17 protein-coding genes are annotated in these 19,676 nt (G+C 49.9%); 1 reads left to right on the top strand and 16 read right to left on the bottom strand.

Translation table 11 applies throughout. The annotated features are described in order from the left end of the window. Positions 1-13: 13 nt before the first annotated feature. Positions 14-2,050 (top strand): M3 family metallopeptidase, encoded by a 2,037-nt coding sequence (locus tag HQ50_RS01025; RefSeq protein WP_039427656.1) that lies wholly within the window; start codon positions 14-16, stop codon positions 2,048-2,050. Positions 2,051-2,171: 121 nt separating this feature from the next. Here the strand turns inward: HQ50_RS01025 and HQ50_RS01020 are convergent, their stop codons facing one another. The 16 genes from HQ50_RS01020 to HQ50_RS00945 form a co-directional block, all read right to left on the bottom strand. After that, positions 2,172-3,374 (bottom strand): aminopeptidase C, encoded by a 1,203-nt coding sequence (locus HQ50_RS01020; RefSeq protein ID WP_039420897.1) that lies wholly within the window; start codon positions 3,372-3,374, stop codon positions 2,172-2,174. A gap of 208 nt (positions 3,375-3,582) precedes the next feature. Then, positions 3,583-3,963, bottom strand: a complete 381-nt coding sequence (locus HQ50_RS01015; RefSeq protein WP_039423963.1) for a RidA family protein — start codon at positions 3,961-3,963, stop codon at positions 3,583-3,585. Between the two features lie 22 nt (positions 3,964-3,985). Continuing rightward, entirely contained in the window at positions 3,986-4,738 is a 753-nt protein-coding gene (rlmB, locus tag HQ50_RS01010) for a 23S rRNA (guanosine(2251)-2'-O)-methyltransferase RlmB (RefSeq protein ID WP_039427653.1), read from the bottom strand. Further along, positions 4,735-6,390 (bottom strand): DNA repair protein RecN, encoded by a 1,656-nt coding sequence (gene recN, locus HQ50_RS01005; RefSeq protein WP_039427651.1) that lies wholly within the window; start codon positions 6,388-6,390, stop codon positions 4,735-4,737. Before recN ends, rlmB begins: the two co-directional genes overlap by 4 nt. 14 nt (positions 6,391-6,404) lie before the next feature. Continuing rightward, complete coding sequence (locus tag HQ50_RS01000) at positions 6,405-7,313, bottom strand: DUF4835 family protein (protein WP_039427649.1); 909 nt, start codon at positions 7,311-7,313, stop codon at positions 6,405-6,407. Continuing rightward, complete coding sequence (gene coaBC / locus HQ50_RS00995; protein ID WP_039427647.1) at positions 7,310-8,524, bottom strand: bifunctional phosphopantothenoylcysteine decarboxylase/phosphopantothenate--cysteine ligase CoaBC; 1,215 nt, start codon at positions 8,522-8,524, stop codon at positions 7,310-7,312. The genes HQ50_RS01000 and coaBC overlap by 4 nt, the downstream gene beginning before the upstream one ends. A gap of 25 nt (positions 8,525-8,549) precedes the next feature. Further along, the gene (locus HQ50_RS00990) at positions 8,550-9,329 is read right to left on the bottom strand and encodes a 3'-5' exonuclease (RefSeq protein ID WP_039423953.1); all 780 of its coding nucleotides are present in this window, start codon (positions 9,327-9,329) and stop codon (positions 8,550-8,552) included. A gap of 12 nt (positions 9,330-9,341) precedes the next feature. Further along, positions 9,342-10,475 (bottom strand): DNA polymerase III subunit beta, encoded by a 1,134-nt coding sequence (gene dnaN / locus HQ50_RS00985; RefSeq protein ID WP_018964531.1) that lies wholly within the window; start codon positions 10,473-10,475, stop codon positions 9,342-9,344. Positions 10,476-10,830: 355 nt separating this feature from the next. Next, positions 10,831-11,388, bottom strand: coding sequence for a 5-formyltetrahydrofolate cyclo-ligase (locus tag HQ50_RS00980; protein WP_018964530.1), 558 nt, complete (start codon positions 11,386-11,388; stop codon positions 10,831-10,833). Continuing rightward, positions 11,381-12,982 carry a S41 family peptidase gene (locus HQ50_RS00975; RefSeq protein ID WP_039427644.1) on the bottom strand — a complete coding sequence of 534 codons (1,602 nt, stop codon included), beginning with the start codon at positions 12,980-12,982 and terminating at the stop codon, positions 11,381-11,383. Before HQ50_RS00975 ends, HQ50_RS00980 begins: the two co-directional genes overlap by 8 nt. Positions 12,983-12,989: 7 nt before the next feature. Beyond that, a complete protein-coding gene (locus HQ50_RS00970; RefSeq protein ID WP_018964528.1) occupies positions 12,990-13,439 on the bottom strand; it encodes a dCMP deaminase family protein in 450 nt (149 codons plus the stop codon). 86 nt (positions 13,440-13,525) lie between these two features. Further along, positions 13,526-13,879: a DUF2023 family protein gene (locus HQ50_RS00965; RefSeq protein WP_018964527.1), complete on the bottom strand. Its 354-nt coding sequence runs from the start codon at positions 13,877-13,879 to the stop codon at positions 13,526-13,528. A gap of 169 nt (positions 13,880-14,048) precedes the next feature. Continuing rightward, positions 14,049-14,546, bottom strand: coding sequence for a flavodoxin (locus HQ50_RS00960; protein ID WP_018964526.1), 498 nt, complete (start codon positions 14,544-14,546; stop codon positions 14,049-14,051). Positions 14,547-14,684: 138 nt separating this feature from the next. Continuing rightward, on the bottom strand, positions 14,685-15,845 hold the full coding sequence (locus tag HQ50_RS00955; RefSeq protein ID WP_039427641.1) for a glycerate kinase: 1,161 nt from the start codon (positions 15,843-15,845) through the stop codon (positions 14,685-14,687). Between the two features lie 12 nt (positions 15,846-15,857). After that, entirely contained in the window at positions 15,858-16,304 is a 447-nt protein-coding gene (locus HQ50_RS00950) for a hypothetical protein (protein ID WP_039427640.1), read from the bottom strand. After that, the gene (locus HQ50_RS00945) at positions 16,297-19,521 is read right to left on the bottom strand and encodes a leucine-rich repeat domain-containing protein (RefSeq protein ID WP_235317895.1); all 3,225 of its coding nucleotides are present in this window, start codon (positions 19,519-19,521) and stop codon (positions 16,297-16,299) included. The genes HQ50_RS00950 and HQ50_RS00945 overlap by 8 nt, the downstream gene beginning before the upstream one ends. Positions 19,522-19,676 lie beyond the last annotated feature (155 nt).

Below are 19,676 nucleotides of genomic sequence, written 5' to 3'. Positions count from 1 at the left end.
CCAATCTTTAATAATGAATCCCTTCTTACAACCCTTCGATACGCCTTTCGGCAGTTACCCCTTCGACAAAATTTCGATAGCGGACTTCAAGGAAGCATTCGCGTATGCCTTAGCAGAAAAACGGGCAGAAGCAGATGCCATCATCAACAGTACCGAACCGCCGACTTTCGCCAATACGATCTTAGCACTGGAGCTGTGTGGCGAAAAGCTGGAGCTTGTCTGTGGAGCTTTCTTCAATCTCCTGCATGCCGACAGCAACGACGAACTGATGAATCTCTCCCAAGAGATAATGCCCGAACTGACCCGTCTCAGTACGGATATAGCCCTGAGCGAACCCTTGTTCGGGCGCATCCGGACTGTATGGGAGAGCGATGAGAAAGAAAAGCTATCGGAGGAAGAAAAACGCCTTCTGTACAATTGCTATCGGGGCTTTGTCGATAGTGGAGCACTCCTTCCTACTGAGAAAAAAGACCGGCTGCGTACCCTGTCCGAAGAGATGAGTATGGCGTCCTTGACCTTCGGACAGAATGTGCTCAAGGACGAGAAACGCTACAAACTCCACCTCAGCGATCCGGCAGCTGTGGCCGGGATGCCCGAGACGGCTCTTGCACTCGCTTCGGAGAAAGCCCGGCGAGAGGGCTATACGTACGGTTGGCTTTTCGACCTTTCTGCTCCGAGCTATTTTGCTTTTATGAAGCACTGTCCCGATGGGAACCTGCGCCGGCAGATGTATGAAGCGAAAATGTGTGTGGGCTTCGTAGACAATGAGTATAACAACGAGGCTCTGATCCGTAGAATGGTGAACGGCCGTCTCGAAGAGGCCCGACTCTTGGACTACGACACCTTTGCCCACTTTGCCCTTCATGACAGAATGGCCAAGACCCCCAAAGCAGTCCAAGAGCTGCTGGACAAACTACTGGATGCGTACAAACCCAAAGCGACACAAGAATTGGAGATGATCCGCCAATGGGCTGCCGACAAGATATCCGAGGCCGATAACTTCACGATACAACCTTGGGATTGGGCATACTTTTCGGAACAGTACAAACAGGCCCACTACGATCTGGACGATGAGATGATGCGCCCATACTTCGAATTAGGGCGCGTCACACGTGGTATCTTCGGCTTGGCCAACCGACTGTACGGGCTTCATTTCTCCGAACGGACGGATGTGCCGGTCTATCATCCGGATGTAAAGGTGTACGAAGTGTCGGATGAGGACGGCTCTTATATCGGTCTGCTCTACACGGATTTCTTCCCACGCGAAGGCAAGCAAAACGGAGCATGGATGAACAACCTCCGAGATCAGTCCGAGCATCAGCATCCGCACATTATCATCGTGATGAACTTCACCCCTCCTTCGGCGGACAAGCCTTCGCTCCTGACGGCAGGTGAGGTGGAGACTTTCCTGCACGAGTTCGGTCATGCCCTGCATGGCATGCTGTCCAAATGCCGCTTCAGCTCCTTGTCCGGCACCTCAGTAGCCCGTGACTTCGTGGAGCTTCCCAGCCAAATAATGGAAAACTGGCTGACGGAGAAGGAGTTCCTCGACACCTTTGCCCGCCATTATATAACGGACGAACCTATGCCTCGGGAATTGGTGGAGAAACTCCTCTCGGCACGAAATTATCTCGCAGCAAGCGGCGCATGCCGTCAGCTCAGCTTCGGCTATCTCGACATGGCATGGCACGGATTATCTGCTCCGGTGGATGACAAATTGGACATCAAGGCTTTTGAAGAGGCCGCTTGGTCGAAAGCTCTTATCCTGCCCCCGTCGCCCCCCAATGCCGTGATGAGCACGGCCTTCGGTCATATATTCTCAGGAGGCTATGCAGCCGGATACTATGGTTACAAATGGGCGGAAGTGCTGGATGCCGATGCTTTCGCAGCTTTCAAGGAAGTGGGCATTTTCGATCGCGAGGTAGCCGGTCGTTTTCGTCGTGAGATATTGGAGAGAGGCGATACGGCTGATGCCATGGAACTGTATGTAGCTTTCCGCGGACATGAGCCGGACATTGCTCCCTTGCTGAAGCGTACCGGCTTGGCTTAGCTCCCATTCACACAGTCTCAGTACCACGCAAAACGTAAGCCCGAAAGCGACGTATCACTTTCGGGCTTACTGTCTTTATCCTGTTTTGGGTACCTGCTTCTAAGATAGCAGGGGATATGATTTACTGGCGAATGCCGAGCTTCTTGGCGATGGCTGCAGGGATAGCCTTCTTGTGCACGATGATATTCATCGTCTTACCGGCTACGAAGTTGTAAGAAGCATACCAGATGCCCTTGTACTTACCGGTTTCGCCCCATGAGTTCTTCACCATGAAGAACTTACGTCCGTTCTGGTTCTTGGCGATACCATAGATAACCATACCGTGGTCATCGGTGAGGGTGTACTCATCGTAACCTTTCTGACGGAACTCCTGTGTGGGGTTGATTTCGGGACAATCGGCACTATTAACCGTGCGAACGATCTCTGCCTGCTTTTCGGCACGGCTCAATCCTACCCAACGATCCTGATCCGATCCTTTGGCTTCGATGCCTTCCACGTCGGCCAATACGCCGATACCATCACGCGTAAAGCCCACTTCGCTTACGTCCGAACCCCATGCGATGGAATAGCCGTTGTTGATGGCATACTCCATCGTCTCCATCAGCTCGTTGATGGGCATGTTATAAGAGAGAGAGCCGCGCCAGTTGTCTTCGATTTCGAGAGCAAACTGTGTGTAGAAAGGATGATGTGTGTAAGAAGTCAGCGACACATAGTCGTCGGCATTAAGGCCGAGATACTGAGCAAAGCTCTTCGGCGTGTAGGTCTTACCTTCATAAGTGAAAGTTTCAGGACATGTGCCGAGGTAGCTGTCGATGATCCCGTCATAGGCTTTTTTCCATGCAGGAGTGAGCTTGCCGTTAGGATTCGACACGATAGCCTTGAGGTAAGCCAATGCACCGTCAGCCAATTCACTGTGAGCATTCTTCTTCGTGCCATAGTTCAGACCCTCCATGACAGACTGCGGAACGACGCCGTAGTGCTTCACCACATAGAGGACATCGTAGAAGGAACCGCCCTGTCCGAAGTTCAGCTTACCGTGCAGGCGCACATACTTCTCGCCTTTGTCCTTGTATGATTGGGCTACGGAGTGCATTTCGGCCAAGTCCACTGCAGGTTTTCCCATACGGAGGATTTCGCTTTCGAGGAATCCTAATGCGGAGTATGACCAGCATGTACCTGAATTGGCCTGATCTTTCACCGGCGTAATGGGCACTTCTTTAATAGTAGTGAACCGATTCTCTACAACGTCAGCACTCTTCTGTTGAGCTTGTACGACGAAACCGCTGCAAACAACTGCCGCAGCGAGCAAAAGCGTTTTCTTCATTCTATGTTTTTGATTTTTAATGGTGAGTGATTTTCTCATATAGTCGCAAATATAAGAATATCTACCCATTCGATTCCTAAATGCCGACCGTCCGAATAAGAGGGAATACCCCATACTGCGATGCTTGGGGATAAAGAAAGAGGCTATGGCGAAGGAAAAAATTCCTTTCGCCACAGCCTCTCGTCATGAGGAGGAAGGAGATCTAAGATCAGTCTTTGATCGCTATGATCTCTATTTCCACCAATCCGTTCTTCGGCAGCGTCTTAACGGCAACAGCAGAACGAGCAGGGAAGTCGCCGGTAAATTGCTTCTCGTAAACGGCATTCATCGCTGCAAAATCGCTCATATCGGCCAAGAAACAAGTGGTCTTTACCACATTGGCGATCGTGAGGCCGGCTTCTTTGAGGATAGCGTGAATGTTCTTGAATACTTGTTCGGTCTGCTCCGTTACTCCGCCGGGAACAAAATTCCCCGTGGCGGGATCGAGACCTAATTGTCCAGAAGCATAGAGCATATTACCTACTAGAATAGCCTGACTGTATGGCCCGATTGCGGCCGGTGCATTCTTTGTGTTGATTACCTTTTTCATTGCGTACTGTTTTTTATTTGGATTATGAATTTGATGATTGCAGTCTTTGCTGTCGCACTACCTCGTAAATAACGATACCGGCCGCAACGGAGACGTTCAACGAGCCTATGGCCCCCATCTGCGGAATAGCCACTATGCCATCGGCCATCCTAAGCGTATCGGGCGATGGCCCGACATCCTCCGCACCCATGACTATACCCAAAGGCAGCTGCATGGGCACATCGGTATATAGATCTGCTGCCTTTTCCGAAGCAGCGACTATGCGTATACCGTATTCTTGCAGGCTACGGATGGCTCCGGGAATGGAAGTCACGCGACAAACCGGAATACGATGCAAAGCACCGGCAGAAGTCTTGATGGCATCTCCACCCACCGAAACGCTACCTCTTTCGGGAATAATGATGGCATCCACCCCTGCACACTCTGCTGTACGAGCAATAGCCCCGAAGTTTCGCACATCGGTGATACCATCGAGTAGCAAGAGGAAGGGTGTCTTACCCTCTTCATAGAGCATCGGTATGAGTTGATCCAAACGAGTATATTCGATGGCAGAAAGAATGGCTACTACACCTTGGTGATTCTTGGAGGTAAGCCTGTCCAACTTCTCTGTCGGCACATGCATCACCGGCACGCACCGCTCTGCGGCCTCTCGAATGATTGCATCGGTCTGCTCTGTCTTGAGTCCCCGACGAATAAAGATCTTGTCGATCTCTTTGCCTGCTTCGAAGGCCTCCGATATGGAGTGCAGGCCGAATATCATTTTGTCATTCTTCATCTTGCTAAAAGCTCTTTGGCTGCGGCCAGGGCCACATCCGTCAGGTTGTTCCCGCTCTGCATACGGGCTATCTCTCGTATCCGTTCCTCGGAAGTCAATTCACGAATGAAAGTGCGCGCCCGTTCGCCTGTTTCATCTTTATAGACGAAGTAGTGCCGCTCCCCGCGAGCTGCTATTTGGGGCAGATGCGTGATGGCGAGCACTTGCATACCTCGCCCCATGTGAGCCATAATCTCTCCCATGCGGTCAGCCACTTCACCCGATACGCCGGTATCTATCTCATCGAAAACGATGGCCGGCAAAGAACGCTTGTCCGCAATGAGAGCTTTCAGGCATAGCATCAGGCGAGCGATCTCTCCTCCTGAGGCAATCTCCGATACCGGCTCCGGCTCCATCTGCTTATTCGCCGAAAACAAAAAAACGACCTTGTCTGCTCCGTGAGGGGCATATTCTGTCGAGCGAATATCAACGACAAAACGAACATGAGGCATATTGAGTTTGCGCAAGGATTCGCACAAAGAGGTTTCCAAAGCAGAAGCCGCCCGAATACGTTCTTTGGTCAACATCGATGCCTTGGCCTCAATCTCCTTATAAAGGATTAGGACTTCTTGCTCAAGTCGGCTTATCTCTTCTTCATCGGTGCTGATCCTTGAGAGGCGTTCGGTCAGATCGTCTCGTATGGCAATAAGAGCATCGCTGCTATCGGCATTGTAACGATGCAGGAGCGAGTGAATTTCATCCAGCCTACCCGTCACAGCATTCAATCTTTCCGGTTCGTAGGAGACATCGTCCGAACGCCGCCCCAAATCCGATGCAATATCGGCCAACTCTATTCGAACATCGCGTACTCGCTGTCGGTAAGAAACCGAGTCGGGATAATAGCTCTCTATGGAGACCAAAGCATCCTCCACTTTGTTCAGCCCCGACAGTAGTCCTCTCTCATCGTCGGAGAGAAGGCTATAGGAACGCCCCAGCTCTCTTTTAATGTCCAAGGCATGCGTCAGCATGGACTGCTCTTCTTGCAAACGAGTTTCTTCTCCCGATTCGAGACCGGCCTTATCCAATTGCTCGAAACAAAACTGCCAATAGTCATACTCCGATGCTGTCGCGGTGGCTGCCTTACGAAGGTCTTCCAGCTTTTGTTTTTTTTCGGCATACACCCGATAGGCCTTCCTGTAGCCGGTATATAAATCGGGTTTTCCGCTATAAGCATCCAGTACGTTGAGCTGGAACAAGCTGTCACCGAGCAGGAGGTTTTTGTGCTGAGAATGGATGTCGATCAAGAAGTCGGCCAACTCACGAAGAGCCGTCAATGGAGCAGGCGTATCATTTACGAAAGCGCGACTTTTGCCTTTGGAGGATATTTCGCGGCGAATAGTACATTCGTCGGGATCGAAATCCAAGTCGTAGCGATCCAATACGGTTTTCATCTCCGGAACGAATCCGGTAAAACGCCCTTCTACTATGCAGCGATCTGTACCGGGTGCAATAGCCGAAGTATCGGCACGCCCCCCGACAAGCAGCCCCAAAGCACCTAAGAGAATACTTTTTCCTGCACCGGTTTCTCCTGTGATCACAGAAAAATGAGGGGCAAAATCAATATCAAGCCGGTCGATCAGAACGTAGTTGGCAATATGCAAAGAGGCTAACATCCCAAAAAAGAGGATTATTTTTTGAGCGGATTCAGCTTGTTTCCCTCAGTCGGGAATACCTTGTTCAGTATTTTATATGCATCCTGCTTTTCCGAAGCATTGGCTTTCGACAGTATATTCACGATCTCATCCAGCTTCACAGCCGCAAAGATGGAAAGTAGCGGCGACATGGGGCGTACCTTGTAAACAGCTTCCAGCTGAGGCAACAGCTCTAATACTGTAGTGCGTCCACGATTAGGATTGCTGACCATTTCGTCCAATGCCCGTCGGTGATAATCATACCAAAACCTGCGCAAAGTCTCCAATTCGGCATCATTCATAGCCTCGGCAAGGGCATAGCGATTCTTGGTACTCTCGAAAGCTTTCCAGCCGCTCCAATCTTGTTTGGTCTGTGCTCTGGCTACGATCTGACGCATCATAGAACGGGCCGAATTGCCTCCCAAAGGACTGAAGCTGTCAAAATCCATCGCCAATATGAAGTAGGCATAGAATACGACGGAGGCTACCAGATTACTTTGCAGATCCGTCTCATTATATTCGATGGGATCGAACTGGTTGTATTCGAAGTTCAGTTCCTGATCCCGCCAGATGAGCTGAGGAGAAAAATAGGAGGAGTTGTAAACAGGACGGCGGGAAGTCACGAAGAGTTCGGCCTTGTATTGACTTTCGTCTTTCACCTCGGTAAGGTTGATGGAAAAGGTGCAGTCGATACGCTCTGCAAAACTGAATGTGGCCGTTGTCCATCGGGTCAGGTTGAGGAGATCTATGAGCTGACGCTCCAGCGTCTTGAACATCTCCGCATTGGCATTACTGCCAAGACGTTCACTATTGATGGTTACCTTGGCATTCAGCTCCTGACTTACAGCAGAGGCCGTACAGAAAAACAGGCAGATCCACAGCCCCCACCACAATCTCATTCTCATCCCAATTCGATTATATAGTCCACAATATCTTTGGCCACCTCGGCCTTGCTCTTGAGCGGATAGTCTGATGGCCGGCCTTCGCTGTCGAATATGATGATCTTATTCGTACCCACTCCAAATCCGGCTCCTTCATCGGAAAGCGAGTTCAGTACTATTGCATCCAAGTGCTTCGCTTTCATCTTGCGCATAGCCTCTTGTTCCCCACTGTCCGTCTCCAGAGCAAAACCCACCAACCGCTGTCCTGCACGTTTGAGTGCTCCGAGCGTAGCCGCTATATCCGGATTTGCGGTCAGGCGGAGGTCGAAGTCGCCCTTGGTCTCTCGTTTCATCTTTTTCTCTGCCTGCTCTGCCGGACGATAGTCAGCTACAGCTGCGGACAAGACGGTTATGTCGGCCTTTTCAAAAGGTTTCCGACAGGCTTCGAGCATCTCCACGGCACTCTCCACATCGATACGGTCTATCCCTTCCATGGCTGTCTGCATCGCAGTAGGGCCGGCGACAAGCGTAACCGAAGCCCCCAATTCGGCCAAACGTTCGGCTATGCAGAAGCCCATCTTTCCGGAAGAGTAGTTGCCGATAAAACGTACGGGATCGAGTTTCTCGTATGTAGGGCCGGCTGTAACCAATGCGTTCTTTCCAAGGAGCGGTTTGCGATCGCTCCCATCGAAGAAAGCTTCCAGTATCTCCACAATGCGCTCCGGCTCTTCCATCCGCCCCTTTCCTACAAGATGGCTGGCCAATTCGCCCTCGCCCGGCTCGATGATATGATTGCCATAAGAGCGCAGTATCTCGATATTGCGTTGCGTACTCGGATGTCGGAACATATCCAAATCCATAGCCGGAGCCACGAACACGGGAGCCTTGGCGGAAAGGTAAGTGGTTACCAACATATTGTCGGCGATCCCATGTGCCATCTTGCCTATCGTAGAGGCTGTGGCCGGAGCGATGAGCATAGCATCCGCCCAGAGACCGAGATCCACATGGCTGTTCCATGTGCCATCCCGTCCGGAGAAAAATTCGCTGATGACAGGCTTGGATGTCAGAGCCGAGAGAGTGATGGGAGTAATGAACTCCTTGCCGGCAGGAGTAATGACTATTTGCACTTCAGCCCCCTTCTTGATCAGCAGGCGGGTCAGAACGGCAGCCTTGTAGGCTGCGATACTCCCCGTGATACCGAGGACGATGTGCTTGCCGGCCAAAGATGATTTCATCTGTACGAGGTTCTCTTATGCTTGTTTATTTGGTCTCGGGATTGTTCAGAGACATACGCAAGCGGGTAAATTCCTGCTTCGTATTCAGCGTAAAATCCGCATCCATGATCCAGCCGTAGTAGCCAGAATCCGTACGCAATACATCCAGAGCTTTACGGCCACGATACTTACCGAAATTAATGATGACGTTGTCATTATCGTCATAAACCAATCGGCCGGCAAAGTCTACGTTGCGAGACTGGCGGGAGAAGTCGGCCAAGAAAGCCATATCGTTCTCCAATGTTCCCTCGTAACGATCCAACTGAGCCTTGAATACATCGTAGGTAGCGCGTGTATCGGCTTCGGCCGAATGTGCATTTTCCAAAGTCCTGTTGCAATAGAAACGAGTGGCCGCCTCCAATGTGCGAGGTTCCATCTTATGAAAAATCGTCTGAACGTCTATGAGCTTTCTCCGGCGAAGGTCAATGTCCACTCCGGCACGGAGAAACTCCTCCACCAGCATCGGCACATCGAATCGCGTCGAATTGAAGCCGGCCAAGTCACAGCCTTCTATCCATTGCGCCAGACTTTTGGCCACCGAACGGAATGGAGGGCAGTCCTTCACATCCTCATCCGTGATGCCGTGAATAGCTGTCGATTCGGGAGGGATAGGACGTTCGGGATTGATACGCCTTGTTTTGCTCTCTTCACTCCCATCAGGCATAACTTTCAGAATAGAAATTTCGACGATTCTGTCACGTACCAAGTCCACGCCCGTTGTTTCGAGGTCGAAGAAGACCAGTGGATTTTTCAGATTCAATTTCATTCGATTGTGTTGTTATTCGCCGATCAACTTCATCGGCAAAAGCAAATTGCAGAGGCTGATACCCGGTGCATTCTCTGCCGGCAGGATGAGACCGGCACGGGTCTGATCTGCCAGAGTCATGATCACCTCTTCCGATGACATTCCTTGCAGAATGGTCTGAAAGACATCCGACTTGAATCCGATACGCATATTGATATCGGCCGGACATTCTGCCGGCACATGTTCTTCGGCTGCCACAGAGAAGTCTATATCATTGGCCGACAAGCGGATGCCGGCAGGTGTAAACTCCATCCGCAGCATACTCGTAGCCGGATTGGAGAAGATGGATACGCGCTTGGCTCCCGACAGCAGCTGGAGACGATCCACTTTCACGGAGAAAGGATTGCTCGTGGGTATTACACTATTATAATTCGGATAACGACCTTCCAGCAGGCGTGCCCTGAGCGTATAATTGCCAAGCTCTATATGGAGATAGTTGCTATCGTAAGTGAGCGTCACATCGCCCTCCAGTCGGGGCAGGACATTGCGCAGCAGAAGACAGGCCTTCCTCGGCAGACAGAAAGCACTGCGCTGACGGCTTTGTACATTGGCATCCTCCTGCTTCACCAAGATCTGTCCGTCCGAGCCTACGAAAACGAGTTTGTCTTCGAAGAAATCCAGATAGACTCCTGTCATGATCGGCCGGCGTTCGTCCTGACTGGTAGCAAAAAGGGTAGCCGAAAGGCCGCTGAGCAAGGCTTCGGCCTTCACGATAGAAACGATGGCTTCAGGAGACAAAGAAGCTGCCACCGGATAGGTCGAAGCATCCTGTACCACAAAACTGTAATGCCCGTTGCTGTATGCGATCTCAGCCGCTTTGCTTTCCATATTTATCTCAAAAGAGATAGGCTGATCGGGCAGTTCTTTCAACGGTTCAAGTAAGATTCGTTCGGGAACGGCGAAAGAACCGTTTTCGCCCCCTACGTTGTTCACGGTAAGTTCCGTACTCATCCGATTAGCCATATCGGCCGCGGTAAGACGTAATTGATCCCCCTCCAGCTCGAAAAGGACAGACTCCAAAATTGGAAGTGTACTGCGTGAAGCTATGACGCGGGCAATTAATTGCAAGTGTTGCAACAACACGTTGCTGGCTACTTCAAACTTCATTGTGTATATATTTATTGGTTTCTTACAAAAGTAGGGCTTTTCGTATAACCGACAAGCTACCCTCGGAAGGCTGTCAGGGCAATCGCATTTGAACTGTTAACGCACTTATAAACCTAACGATTGCTAAAACAAGTACGCATTAATGTACTAAAGTCCCAAATTATAGAAGAAAGAGGCCAAGGATACAGTATAAACTTTCAAATGCGATAGCCCTGGAAGGCTGTAGCAAGACAGACCAAAACAGGATATGATTCCATCCCGAGCGTCCGGCCTAAGAATCCCCTGAGAGGGCTGTTTTCCCGAAGACATTCACCCTTTAGGGGCAGATACAAAGGTGAAGGGAAGGAAGAAACGGTTAGAGAAGGAGTGTTTCGCTGTCGGTGATCACACCCTCCATCGGACGATCCCATGGATCGGTAGGCAAGTCAGCCAATAGACGATACGAGAAAGTGACACCGATAAGCCGAGCTTGTGTAGCGGGCAGGAAGCGGTCGTAATAGCCTTTACCTCGCCCCATGCGACTGCCTTTGCGATCGAAAGCGACACCGGGCACCAGCAGCAGATCCAACGAAGAGGGAGGAACGGCTGTAGCAGCATCGGCCGTAGGCTCGGCGATACCATAAGCCCCCGCAGCATCAAGATCAGCCTCGCCGGTATAGGCATAGAAAGCGATGTCGTCCCCCTCCACTCTGGGGATAAAAAGCTGTTTGGTATGGGCGTACTCCTGTAGCAAGCCGGCCAAATCCGGCTCGTCCGGCAAAGCATGATAGAGCCCTATACGTTTGGCATCGGCAAAAACGTCGAGTCGGCAGATCCGCTCCACGATTGCCTGTGACCAAGCCTCACGGTTTTCCGCCGTGAGCAACTCTCGATTACGTAGCCGGATCTGCGCTCTTAATACCTTTTTAGTCATGCTTCAACGGAAAGGTTTTGCCCTCTTTGATGAGGGAAACTGCTTGGTATATAAACGGATCGTCACGCAGTATCAGTTGATAATATCCCTGTAGATCGAAGAAGTTCATCGCGATGTAAGCATTGATGTGCCGTTTCATGCGATTGCGGGCTTCGTTGATCAAAGAGGTACGCATCGGGACACCGTATCGCTGGGCGAAAGAAGCAAAGTCGAAGATCAGATAAGTACGATCCAAATAAGCTCCCAACTCCTCGATAGTCTTAAAACGACTTAGAAAAGCCCTGTTGGCATCGCTGTATAAGAAGGCATAGCGAGGGATCAAATCCGAATCCTCCACCTTCATCATATAGGAGTTAAGTCCTGCCGTATCGAGCGGAATGAAAATATCCGGTACGATACCGCCACCGCCATAGACCTCACGGCCTCCGGCAGTCTTGAATTTCTTGCCTCCCAGCAAGGGTATGCTATCAGCCGAGTAAAGCTCCCCGTGATTGAAACGATTCCTCAGATCCTGATAGTAGTTTTCATCTACGCCTGAAGAATAAGGCTTCTGGATAGAACGTCCCGATGGCGTATAATAACGAGCCACGGTCAGGCGGATGGCAGAGCCATCGGCCAAATCGAACGGAAGCTGTACCAACCCTTTGCCAAAGGTCCGGCGGCCGATGATTTGAGCACGGTCATGATCCTGCATGGCTCCGGTAAACACTTCGCTGCTACTGGCCGAGAACTCATCCACCAGCACCACCAGCGGGATCTGTTGTAAGATACCCTTGCCATCGGATGCGATCTCTTCACGCGGATAAGCTTTGCCCTCGATCTGAAGGATAGGAAGATTCTTGCCCAAAAACTCATTGGCCATTGCAATAGCCGGCTCCAACAGGCCGCCCCTGTTTTCCCGCAGGTCGATGATGAGGCTCGCTGCCCCTTTCTTGCGCAGACGGCCAAAGGCTTCTATAAACTCCGCATGCGTGGTACCCGTCCACGAATCGATCCGCACATAGGCGATCGAAGACTCTATCAGATAATAGGCATTGAGTGAAGGTAGAGGCACATCATCACGCACCACCCGGTGCACGGATTCTTTCCCATTTCGACGCACCAGAATATTTAGCACCGAACCCTTTTCCCCTCGCAGTACTGCTTCGACATTGTTCATATCGACGCCCTTACCATAGAGCTTTTGCGATCCGGACTGAAGCAAACGGTCGCCGGCTCGGATGCCTGCACGATCGGACGGACCTCCAGGTACGACCTGTGTAACCACGATGGTATCCAGCAGTGTATTGAAGGAAATACCGATACCGCAGAATCCGCCACTGAGTGTGGCTGCTTCTTCGGCATTGTCCGTTTTCGTAAGGAATACGGAGTGGGGATCGAGCTGCTCCAGGAGATAAGGAATCATATTGCGCTGCAGCTTCTGCACATCTACCGAATCGACATAGTGCTTGTCGATCAGATTCAGCACCTCATTCAAATCTCGCGGGTTCTTGTGTGTGAAATAGAAATGAGCAGCAAGAGCTCCTACGGCACTGAAGATGGCAGCGACAAGAATATGAGAGAATGCGCCGCCAAGACCGGATGAATTTTTCATAATAAACCTATTCCTGAATATCGGAAATGTCTATAAAGTCGACGACAATGCCGGCTCGCTCCAGCAAGCGACAGCCGTCCTCCAGACGATATTTCTCGGAATAAACCACCCGTTTTATTTTGCTCTGGATGATGAGCTTGGCACACTCGATACAGGGAGCCGCTGTGATATAGATAGTGGCACCGGAGCTGTTGTTCGTGCTGCCGGCCACTTTGGTGATAGCATTGGCTTCGGCATGCAGTACATAGGGCTTGGTCACGTTGTTCTCGTCTTCGCAGATATTCTCGAATCCGGCCGGTGTACCATTGTACCCATCCGATATGATCATCTGCTCTTTGACGATAAGAGCTCCTACTTTGCGCCGTTCGCAGTAGGAATTTTCCGCCCAAATGCGCGCCATGCGCAGGTAGCGCTTGTCCAGTTCCAACTGCTTGTCTTTGACTTCATTTGTCGTCATCGCCATTGTCTATCTATCGAGAAAACGGATTGGCTTAATAACCGACAGCAAAAGTAAGGCAAATAGTTGAAAGTCAGTGCTGTTTCCTAAGAGTTCGATTTGCGACGACAATAGCGTTCGCACTGCCTGCAAATATCGTATCCGAGCATAGCCCCGATGATGAAATCTTCCTCCGGAGTCAGGCTGTTCAGAGAGCGTCCGCTCACGAAAAGCCGGATGGCTTCCATACATTCCTTGCAGCCGAAAAAGAGGTTGGTACGCTCCGTATTCGGAGTAGGCTGAGCGAAATAGGGGATCCGCCGGCTTCGCAGCCGTTCTTCCGCATAGGGAATATCGTCGTTAGCCAGTGTAGCGAGTACCATGCTTCGCACACCCTTTTCAAACTCGTATATATGATGCATGAATACGCGCAGATCGCTACTAAGTGTTTGCGTGTCCATCGTTGGGAGCTGAATAAATAACGGGAGATTACAGGGGAGGAGAGAGGAGAAGAGAGTATGGAAAGAGAGCCGAAGGCCGGGAAGAGAAGTGAGCGTTGAAGACAAATACGCTTTTATTTCGAGCTAAGCTGCTTCCCTCCGATCCGATCTCCGGCTCTTAGAACATTAATTACAATCCCATAGCAGCGATCCAACGCTCCATACGAGCTTCGGTCTGGTCGGGCTCGTTAGCGTCGTCTACGCACAAACCGATGAGCTGGCCGTTTTCTTCGGCAGTCGTCTCGTCGTAGCTATAGCCTTCAGCTGGATAAGCACCGATGAAAGTACAGCCCGTATTAGCCAGTTCGGCCTTGATCGTGCCGAGAGCTGCACAGAAAGTATCGCTATAAGAAGAAGCATCGCCACAGCCGAAGAGACCTACCTTCTTGCCGCTCAGGTTTTCACCTTTCAGCTTCGGCAGGAATGATTCCCAGTCGTCCTGCAGGTCGCCCAAACCCCATGTGGAGCAACCGAGGAGGAGTACATCGTATTTCGCTGCAGCGGCAGCATCGGCATTTGCCACGTCCATTACATTAGCGGAGTCAACGCCTAATGCAGAAGCAATTTTTTGAGCCAGATCGCTCGTCGTTCCGGTAGAAGAACCGTAGAAGATTCCGATTGATTTCATGTTTTTGAATAGTTTATATTGGTTTGACCTACGCAAAAGTAGAGGAGATCAACGACTTGTAATATCACCACAAATAGCTAAAAAGAATAGGCCCATACCTATATATAGGGGGATTCCGGTCGAAAAAAAGCAGCCCGACTAAGGCCGTGCGGAGGCGAAAGCATAGAGACGGCATACCTGCTCGGCCGTGCGACGGAGGTTGTCCCGTGCATAAGCCGGATTCATTGCCTCTCTAAGGCTGACAGGAGAAGGAGTAATGGAAAAAAGGCCGAGGAAACCGGCGCGATTAAGAGCCACAGCATCCTCGATACTGCCGGCCAGCAATACCACGGGGATCTCCTGCCTCATGGCCTCAGCCAACACACCGGCCGGCACTTTGCCCATCAGGGTCTGCCGGTCGGCTTTGCCCTCACCGGTCAGGATCAAATCGGCATGCCGTATCTTTTCGGAGAAATGCAGGGCATCCAATAGCAGCTCGATGCCCGGCCTTAGTACTGCACCGAGGAAAGCCAACAGCCCTCCGCCCATACCGCCTGCGGCTCCTGCTCCCGCGACATGGACTATATCCTGCCCCGTATGTCGGTGTATAACGGCAGCCAAATGCTGCATCGAAGCATCTAATCGGGCTACCATATCCTCATCCGCCCCCTTCTGAGGAGCAAAGGCAAAGGCAGCACCTTCGGGACCGCAGAAAGGATTGCGCACATCGCAGGCCACCGTAAAATGCGAATCGGCTAAAGCCGGATGCGCCAATGAGCCATCGATACGATAGACCTCCGACAGCAAACCGCCACACAGGGCCGTATCCTCTCCTATATCTTTCCCTTCCCGATCGTAGAAGCGAAAGCCCAATGCCTGTAACATCCCCAGTCCGGCATCGTTGGTGGCACTACCACCGATCCCGATGATAAACTTACGGCAACCTCGATCCAGAGCATCTCTGATCAGCTCTCCCGTGCCGAACGTGGTGGTCAGCATCGGATTGCGCCGGTCTTCCGGCACGAGAGGCAGTCCGCTGATGCTTGCCATTTCGATGAAAGCCGTCTGTCCGTCAGCGGATATGCCATAAGACGTTTCCAGCATTTCCATTAGCGGAGAGTGTGCACGGAGGGTTATACGCCGCCCGTCCGTGGCAGCTATCAGCACATCCTGCATCCCCTCTCCCCCATCGGCCACGGGCAGTACCACTACTTCCGCAGCGGGACAAGCTGCTCGTACACCTTCGGCTGCTGCTTCTCCTGCCTCGGCAGAGCAGAGGCAACCCTTGAAGGAGTCTATGGCTATCACGATCTTCTTCATGCCGCTACCTCCTTATTGGCAGCATACGGCCGACTGTCCGCAAGGATGCAAGCATGAGAGGAAAAGCCAAATCAACAAAAGAGCCAGTATGATCCCATAAGGCATCCAAAGACTCTTGGAGAAGAGGCAACGCCAATAGTTCATCTTGATCTTACGAACATCCATATCGTAGATTTCCTTGTGCGGACGGTCTTCCTCCATTTTTGCTACGCTTCGTTTGTATAGCTCGCGATACTTCCTTTCCAGTTGCAAATAGTAAGCATCCACCAAGGCACATGCCACGCTTATCAGGGCCAATACGATCATCAACTCACAGCGGAAGTTCGCCGCATACAAGGCTCCGAGAATGGTGGCCATAGCCATACAAAAACCTTTGATCTGAAACGAATTGCCCGCCATACGGGTAATGACGCCCTGCACATGATCCAAGTGCTGACGCTTGCATTCTTCCTTATTCATCTGTATTTACCTCCTGTTTTGTTATTCTTAATATCTTCTCTTTGAACTCTCTGACTACTGCCACCCAATTTTCATCACGATGGGCTGATGCCGTAATACTATCATAAGCTTTAATGGTTTTTCCCTCTTTTCCAAGATTGATTATTTGAGCTTTCTGAGCAAAATATTTCTCCCGAAGGAACTCATCGTCTTCGAATGTACAAGGCTTGATCAATATCGGCACTATGGTCTTGTTATACTCCCGAAATACAGGCAACTCATGATCCAGGATGTAATCCGTGGCCAGATAGCGTTGGCTGATCAAAGCGATTATACAGTCGGCTTCGACAATACGCTTTCTTATTTCAGGGTGAATAGGTGTTTCAAACTTAGTCAACTTATCATAGTAGATCTCGATCTGACCATTCTTCTCCAAGGGTTTGAAAAATTGCAGACAGGTCTCCAGTTCAGTCTGATCCTCTTTGGAATAGGAAATAAAGATCTGTTTCGCCGTAGCCAGATTTTTATTGACGGAAAGATGTTTGTAGGGACGGGTAGATACTTCCCGCACCCGCTCTTTATCGATAACGCCGTTCTTCAACGGATAGGCTGCAATCTTTGCCGTGGTCTTGTCCTCATCGTCCAGCGTGCCCAAATGGATATAATGAGACTCCGTCAAATCTTTATCCGCTTGGGCACAGGAGAGGTAGAGGTCCTGAATGGGTCTCTTCTTTCTGTTTGTTTCACGAATAGTGCTTCTCGTTTGCTCCGCACCCTTATCTCCTATTTGCTCCCTCGGAGGGATATTGTTCCAATACATATCCAATATATCACTGAGGATAGCAACTTCTTTCCGCTGCATATCCTTAGCGGATGTCTTTCTCTGCTCTTTGATGAATACGGATATGGCCAAGTCGGTAAAGTCGAGCTTGATCCAGATCAGATAATCCTCGGCATTCGCCTTGGGCAAACCCTCTTTCTTTTCTTCTTGTTCAATCTGTCGCCTATCCATCTCACGGCCTGCTGTGAAGATGACCTGATCTCGCCAATACCGCTTTAGAGCACCTTCTTCCCGGCCATAGTAGGCTATAATCTGGTTGATCAGGCCAAAGGGGATAAAGCGTTCGAATTTGAGGACAAAATTCGGCCCCTCGAATCCCAAAGTAAGCCACTGATAGGCTTCGTCATCGGAATGCAATGGGAGGTATCCCGGTATCACATAGCAGTTCTTATCTTCATATACGATCAGCTCTTCCAATAATAGCTGCAAAGTCATATTGTTCTCTCCAATGCCCGTTTGACCGTCAGGGCAAAGCTTGTCCAGTTTTTTTCTGAAAGTGTCTTTCCGAATCTTTCCTTTGTCGACGCTCTTCTTCTTAAGGATTTCCCGATGGATCATTTGAACAAAAGCTGCAGGATTCAGCCAAACATAGCTGTTCAGCTTCTCATTCTCGCGATAGTAAAGCACCTCCCCTCGCAGACTGAGTTGGTTCAATTCGGTCTGTAGATACTCTATGGTGTAAAGATCATTTTCATCTCTTCCCTTATTCAATTGAGCCGCAAGAGCTTCGAGAGAGATCGGGATGTGTTTATTATCACCGGCGATTGTGGGAAGAGCTTCGTACAATCCTCTATCTTTTTCTGTGATCTGATTTGATTTACTCCTGCTTGCGACAACTTCTCGCACCCGCTCATTCAGATAGTTGAGCGCATGTACGGCACTATTCGCCTTGGGCTCTAAGGATACATAGATTTCTTCCAATACTCCATTCCCGGCTGCACAGCCTAAGGTTTGCTGCTTAGTGCCCGTTTCATCGGCATGAGTCTGAATAATAATTGTATCGTCCGTGGTCTGTGGTGTGTCCTTGCCGTCAGGATTTCCTCCAACGGACATACAACGATTGGAGGCATAGGCTATCTGTCCTAACCAATAGGGGCGATTGAAATTGCGGGTTTGGAATCCGTTACGATCTTTACCCACAGAATTACGATCCGTATCAGCGTGCCAAAAGAGAAGGTGTAACGATTGGGTGGTAAAAAAGGCTTGGTAAATCCCATGATAATAGTCTTGCCCCCCAAAGTCGTAAAAGATGGCATTAGGCTCCGCAGTCCGATGCACAGACAATACATGCGTACTACCCTTAAATCGGTAATCAGGGTCATATTTTTTGAGGAATGTACTTTTACCGGAAGAGTGGTTCCCCAACAGCATTACCTTGCAAAATGGGTGATATTCAACTGAAATCTTTTTCTGTTTTTCTTTTTCAAGAAGAGCTTTAATCTCCGGTAAATGATTCTTATAAGGAGAGAGTAGCAGGTCTAAAGAGGCAACAAATGGATTGTCATGGATTCTCAGTTTTTCTAAAGTTTGCTCCAGAATCGGAGCCAATAGCTTAATATCATCAACTGATTGAATATCATTGCCCGAAACATCAAGATCTTGCAATTGCGTCAGGTCTTTTAATCCCTCAAGCTTACTGATTTGGTTACCCGATAGATAAAGCCTTGTTAAGGAGGTGAGAGAAGCCAGACTCTCAAGCTTAGCGATTTGGTTATCCGATAGATCAAGCTCTGTTAAGGAGGTGAGAGCATTCAGACCCTCAAGCTTACGGATTTGGTTATCCGATAGATCAAGCACTGTTAAGGACGTGAGAGCATTCAGACCCTCAAGCGTAGCGATTTGGTTATCCGATAGATAAAGCCTTGTTAAGGACGTGAGAGCATTCAGACCCTCAAGCGTAGCGATTTGGTTATCCAATAGATCAAGCCATGTTAAGGACGTGAGATGATCCAGACCCTCAAGCTTGCTGATTTGGTTACCCGATAGATCAAGCCCTGTTAAGGACGTGAGATGATCCAGACCCTCAAGCTTGCTGATTTGGTTACCCGATAGATTCAGCCCTGTTAAGGACGTGAGACGATCCAAGCCTTCCAGCTTATTGATTTGGTTGCGCCATAGAATAAGCTTTGTTAAGGACGTGAGACGTTCTAGTCCCTCCAGCTTACGGAGTTGATTGCCTCTTAGGTCAAGTATTTTTAGAGCGGGGAAATCGATAAGCCAAGTCATGCTTTCTATCTGACATTCTTGTAAGCAAAGCTCAACGACTGCACCGGAGGAATCTTGCTTGAAATATCTATCTATCCCCGGATCTATCTCTTCTTGTGAGGAGAGATCAGGAATTTCAATGTTATAGGCCTTCTCTAAGTCTAAAATGGCTTGGGGTTTCTTGGCTTTCATATCGTCAGATGTGTATAAAAGAGTAACTCCCTCAAAGGTATAATAATCTAAACAGAAAGGAAAAAGGTCGATAGCGGTACTTGGTTCTTTTATACTTGCCTATACATTTTACTCAATGATGTGAGTATTTTTACTCAGTGGAAATACAATAAAGA

Origin of the sequence: Porphyromonas sp. COT-052 OH4946 (genome assembly GCF_000765965.1) — a bacterium.
Classification (GTDB): domain Bacteria; phylum Bacteroidota; class Bacteroidia; order Bacteroidales; family Porphyromonadaceae; genus Porphyromonas; species Porphyromonas gulae.
Note: the sequence above shows the minus strand (reverse complement) of the source record. Positions and strands in the feature narration are given on the sequence as shown.

What these genes read in the sequence shown, in the direction of transcription:
- HQ50_RS00975 (WP_039427644.1), bottom strand. Translation starts at nt 12,982, where the DNA reads ATGAAAAATTCATCCGGTCTTGGCGGCGCATTCTCTCATATTCTTGTC.
- HQ50_RS01020 (WP_039420897.1), bottom strand. Translation starts at nt 3,374, where the DNA reads ATGAAGAAAACGCTTTTGCTCGCTGCGGCAGTTGTTTGCAGCGGTTTC.
- HQ50_RS01000 (WP_039427649.1), bottom strand. Translation starts at nt 7,313, where the DNA reads ATGAGAATGAGATTGTGGTGGGGGCTGTGGATCTGCCTGTTTTTCTGT.
- rlmB (WP_039427653.1), bottom strand. Translation starts at nt 4,738, where the DNA reads ATGAAGAATGACAAAATGATATTCGGCCTGCACTCCATATCGGAGGCC.
- coaBC (WP_039427647.1), bottom strand. Translation starts at nt 8,524, where the DNA reads ATGAAATCATCTTTGGCCGGCAAGCACATCGTCCTCGGTATCACGGGG.
- HQ50_RS00955 (WP_039427641.1), bottom strand. Translation starts at nt 15,845, where the DNA reads ATGAAGAAGATCGTGATAGCCATAGACTCCTTCAAGGGTTGCCTCTGC.
- HQ50_RS00970 (WP_018964528.1), bottom strand. Translation starts at nt 13,439, where the DNA reads ATGACGACAAATGAAGTCAAAGACAAGCAGTTGGAACTGGACAAGCGC.
- HQ50_RS00980 (WP_018964530.1), bottom strand. Translation starts at nt 11,388, where the DNA reads ATGACTAAAAAGGTATTAAGAGCGCAGATCCGGCTACGTAATCGAGAG.
- HQ50_RS00950 (WP_039427640.1), bottom strand. Translation starts at nt 16,304, where the DNA reads ATGAATAAGGAAGAATGCAAGCGTCAGCACTTGGATCATGTGCAGGGC.
- HQ50_RS00965 (WP_018964527.1), bottom strand. Translation starts at nt 13,879, where the DNA reads ATGGACACGCAAACACTTAGTAGCGATCTGCGCGTATTCATGCATCAT.
- dnaN (WP_018964531.1), bottom strand. Translation starts at nt 10,475, where the DNA reads ATGAAGTTTGAAGTAGCCAGCAACGTGTTGTTGCAACACTTGCAATTA.
- HQ50_RS01025 (WP_039427656.1), top strand. Translation starts at nt 14, where the DNA reads ATGAATCCCTTCTTACAACCCTTCGATACGCCTTTCGGCAGTTACCCC.
- HQ50_RS01015 (WP_039423963.1), bottom strand. Translation starts at nt 3,963, where the DNA reads ATGAAAAAGGTAATCAACACAAAGAATGCACCGGCCGCAATCGGGCCA.
- HQ50_RS00960 (WP_018964526.1), bottom strand. Translation starts at nt 14,546, where the DNA reads ATGAAATCAATCGGAATCTTCTACGGTTCTTCTACCGGAACGACGAGC.
- recN (WP_039427651.1), bottom strand. Translation starts at nt 6,390, where the DNA reads ATGTTAGCCTCTTTGCATATTGCCAACTACGTTCTGATCGACCGGCTT.
- HQ50_RS00945 (WP_235317895.1), bottom strand. Translation starts at nt 19,521, where the DNA reads ATGAAAGCCAAGAAACCCCAAGCCATTTTAGACTTAGAGAAGGCCTAT.
- HQ50_RS00990 (WP_039423953.1), bottom strand. Translation starts at nt 9,329, where the DNA reads ATGAAATTGAATCTGAAAAATCCACTGGTCTTCTTCGACCTCGAAACA.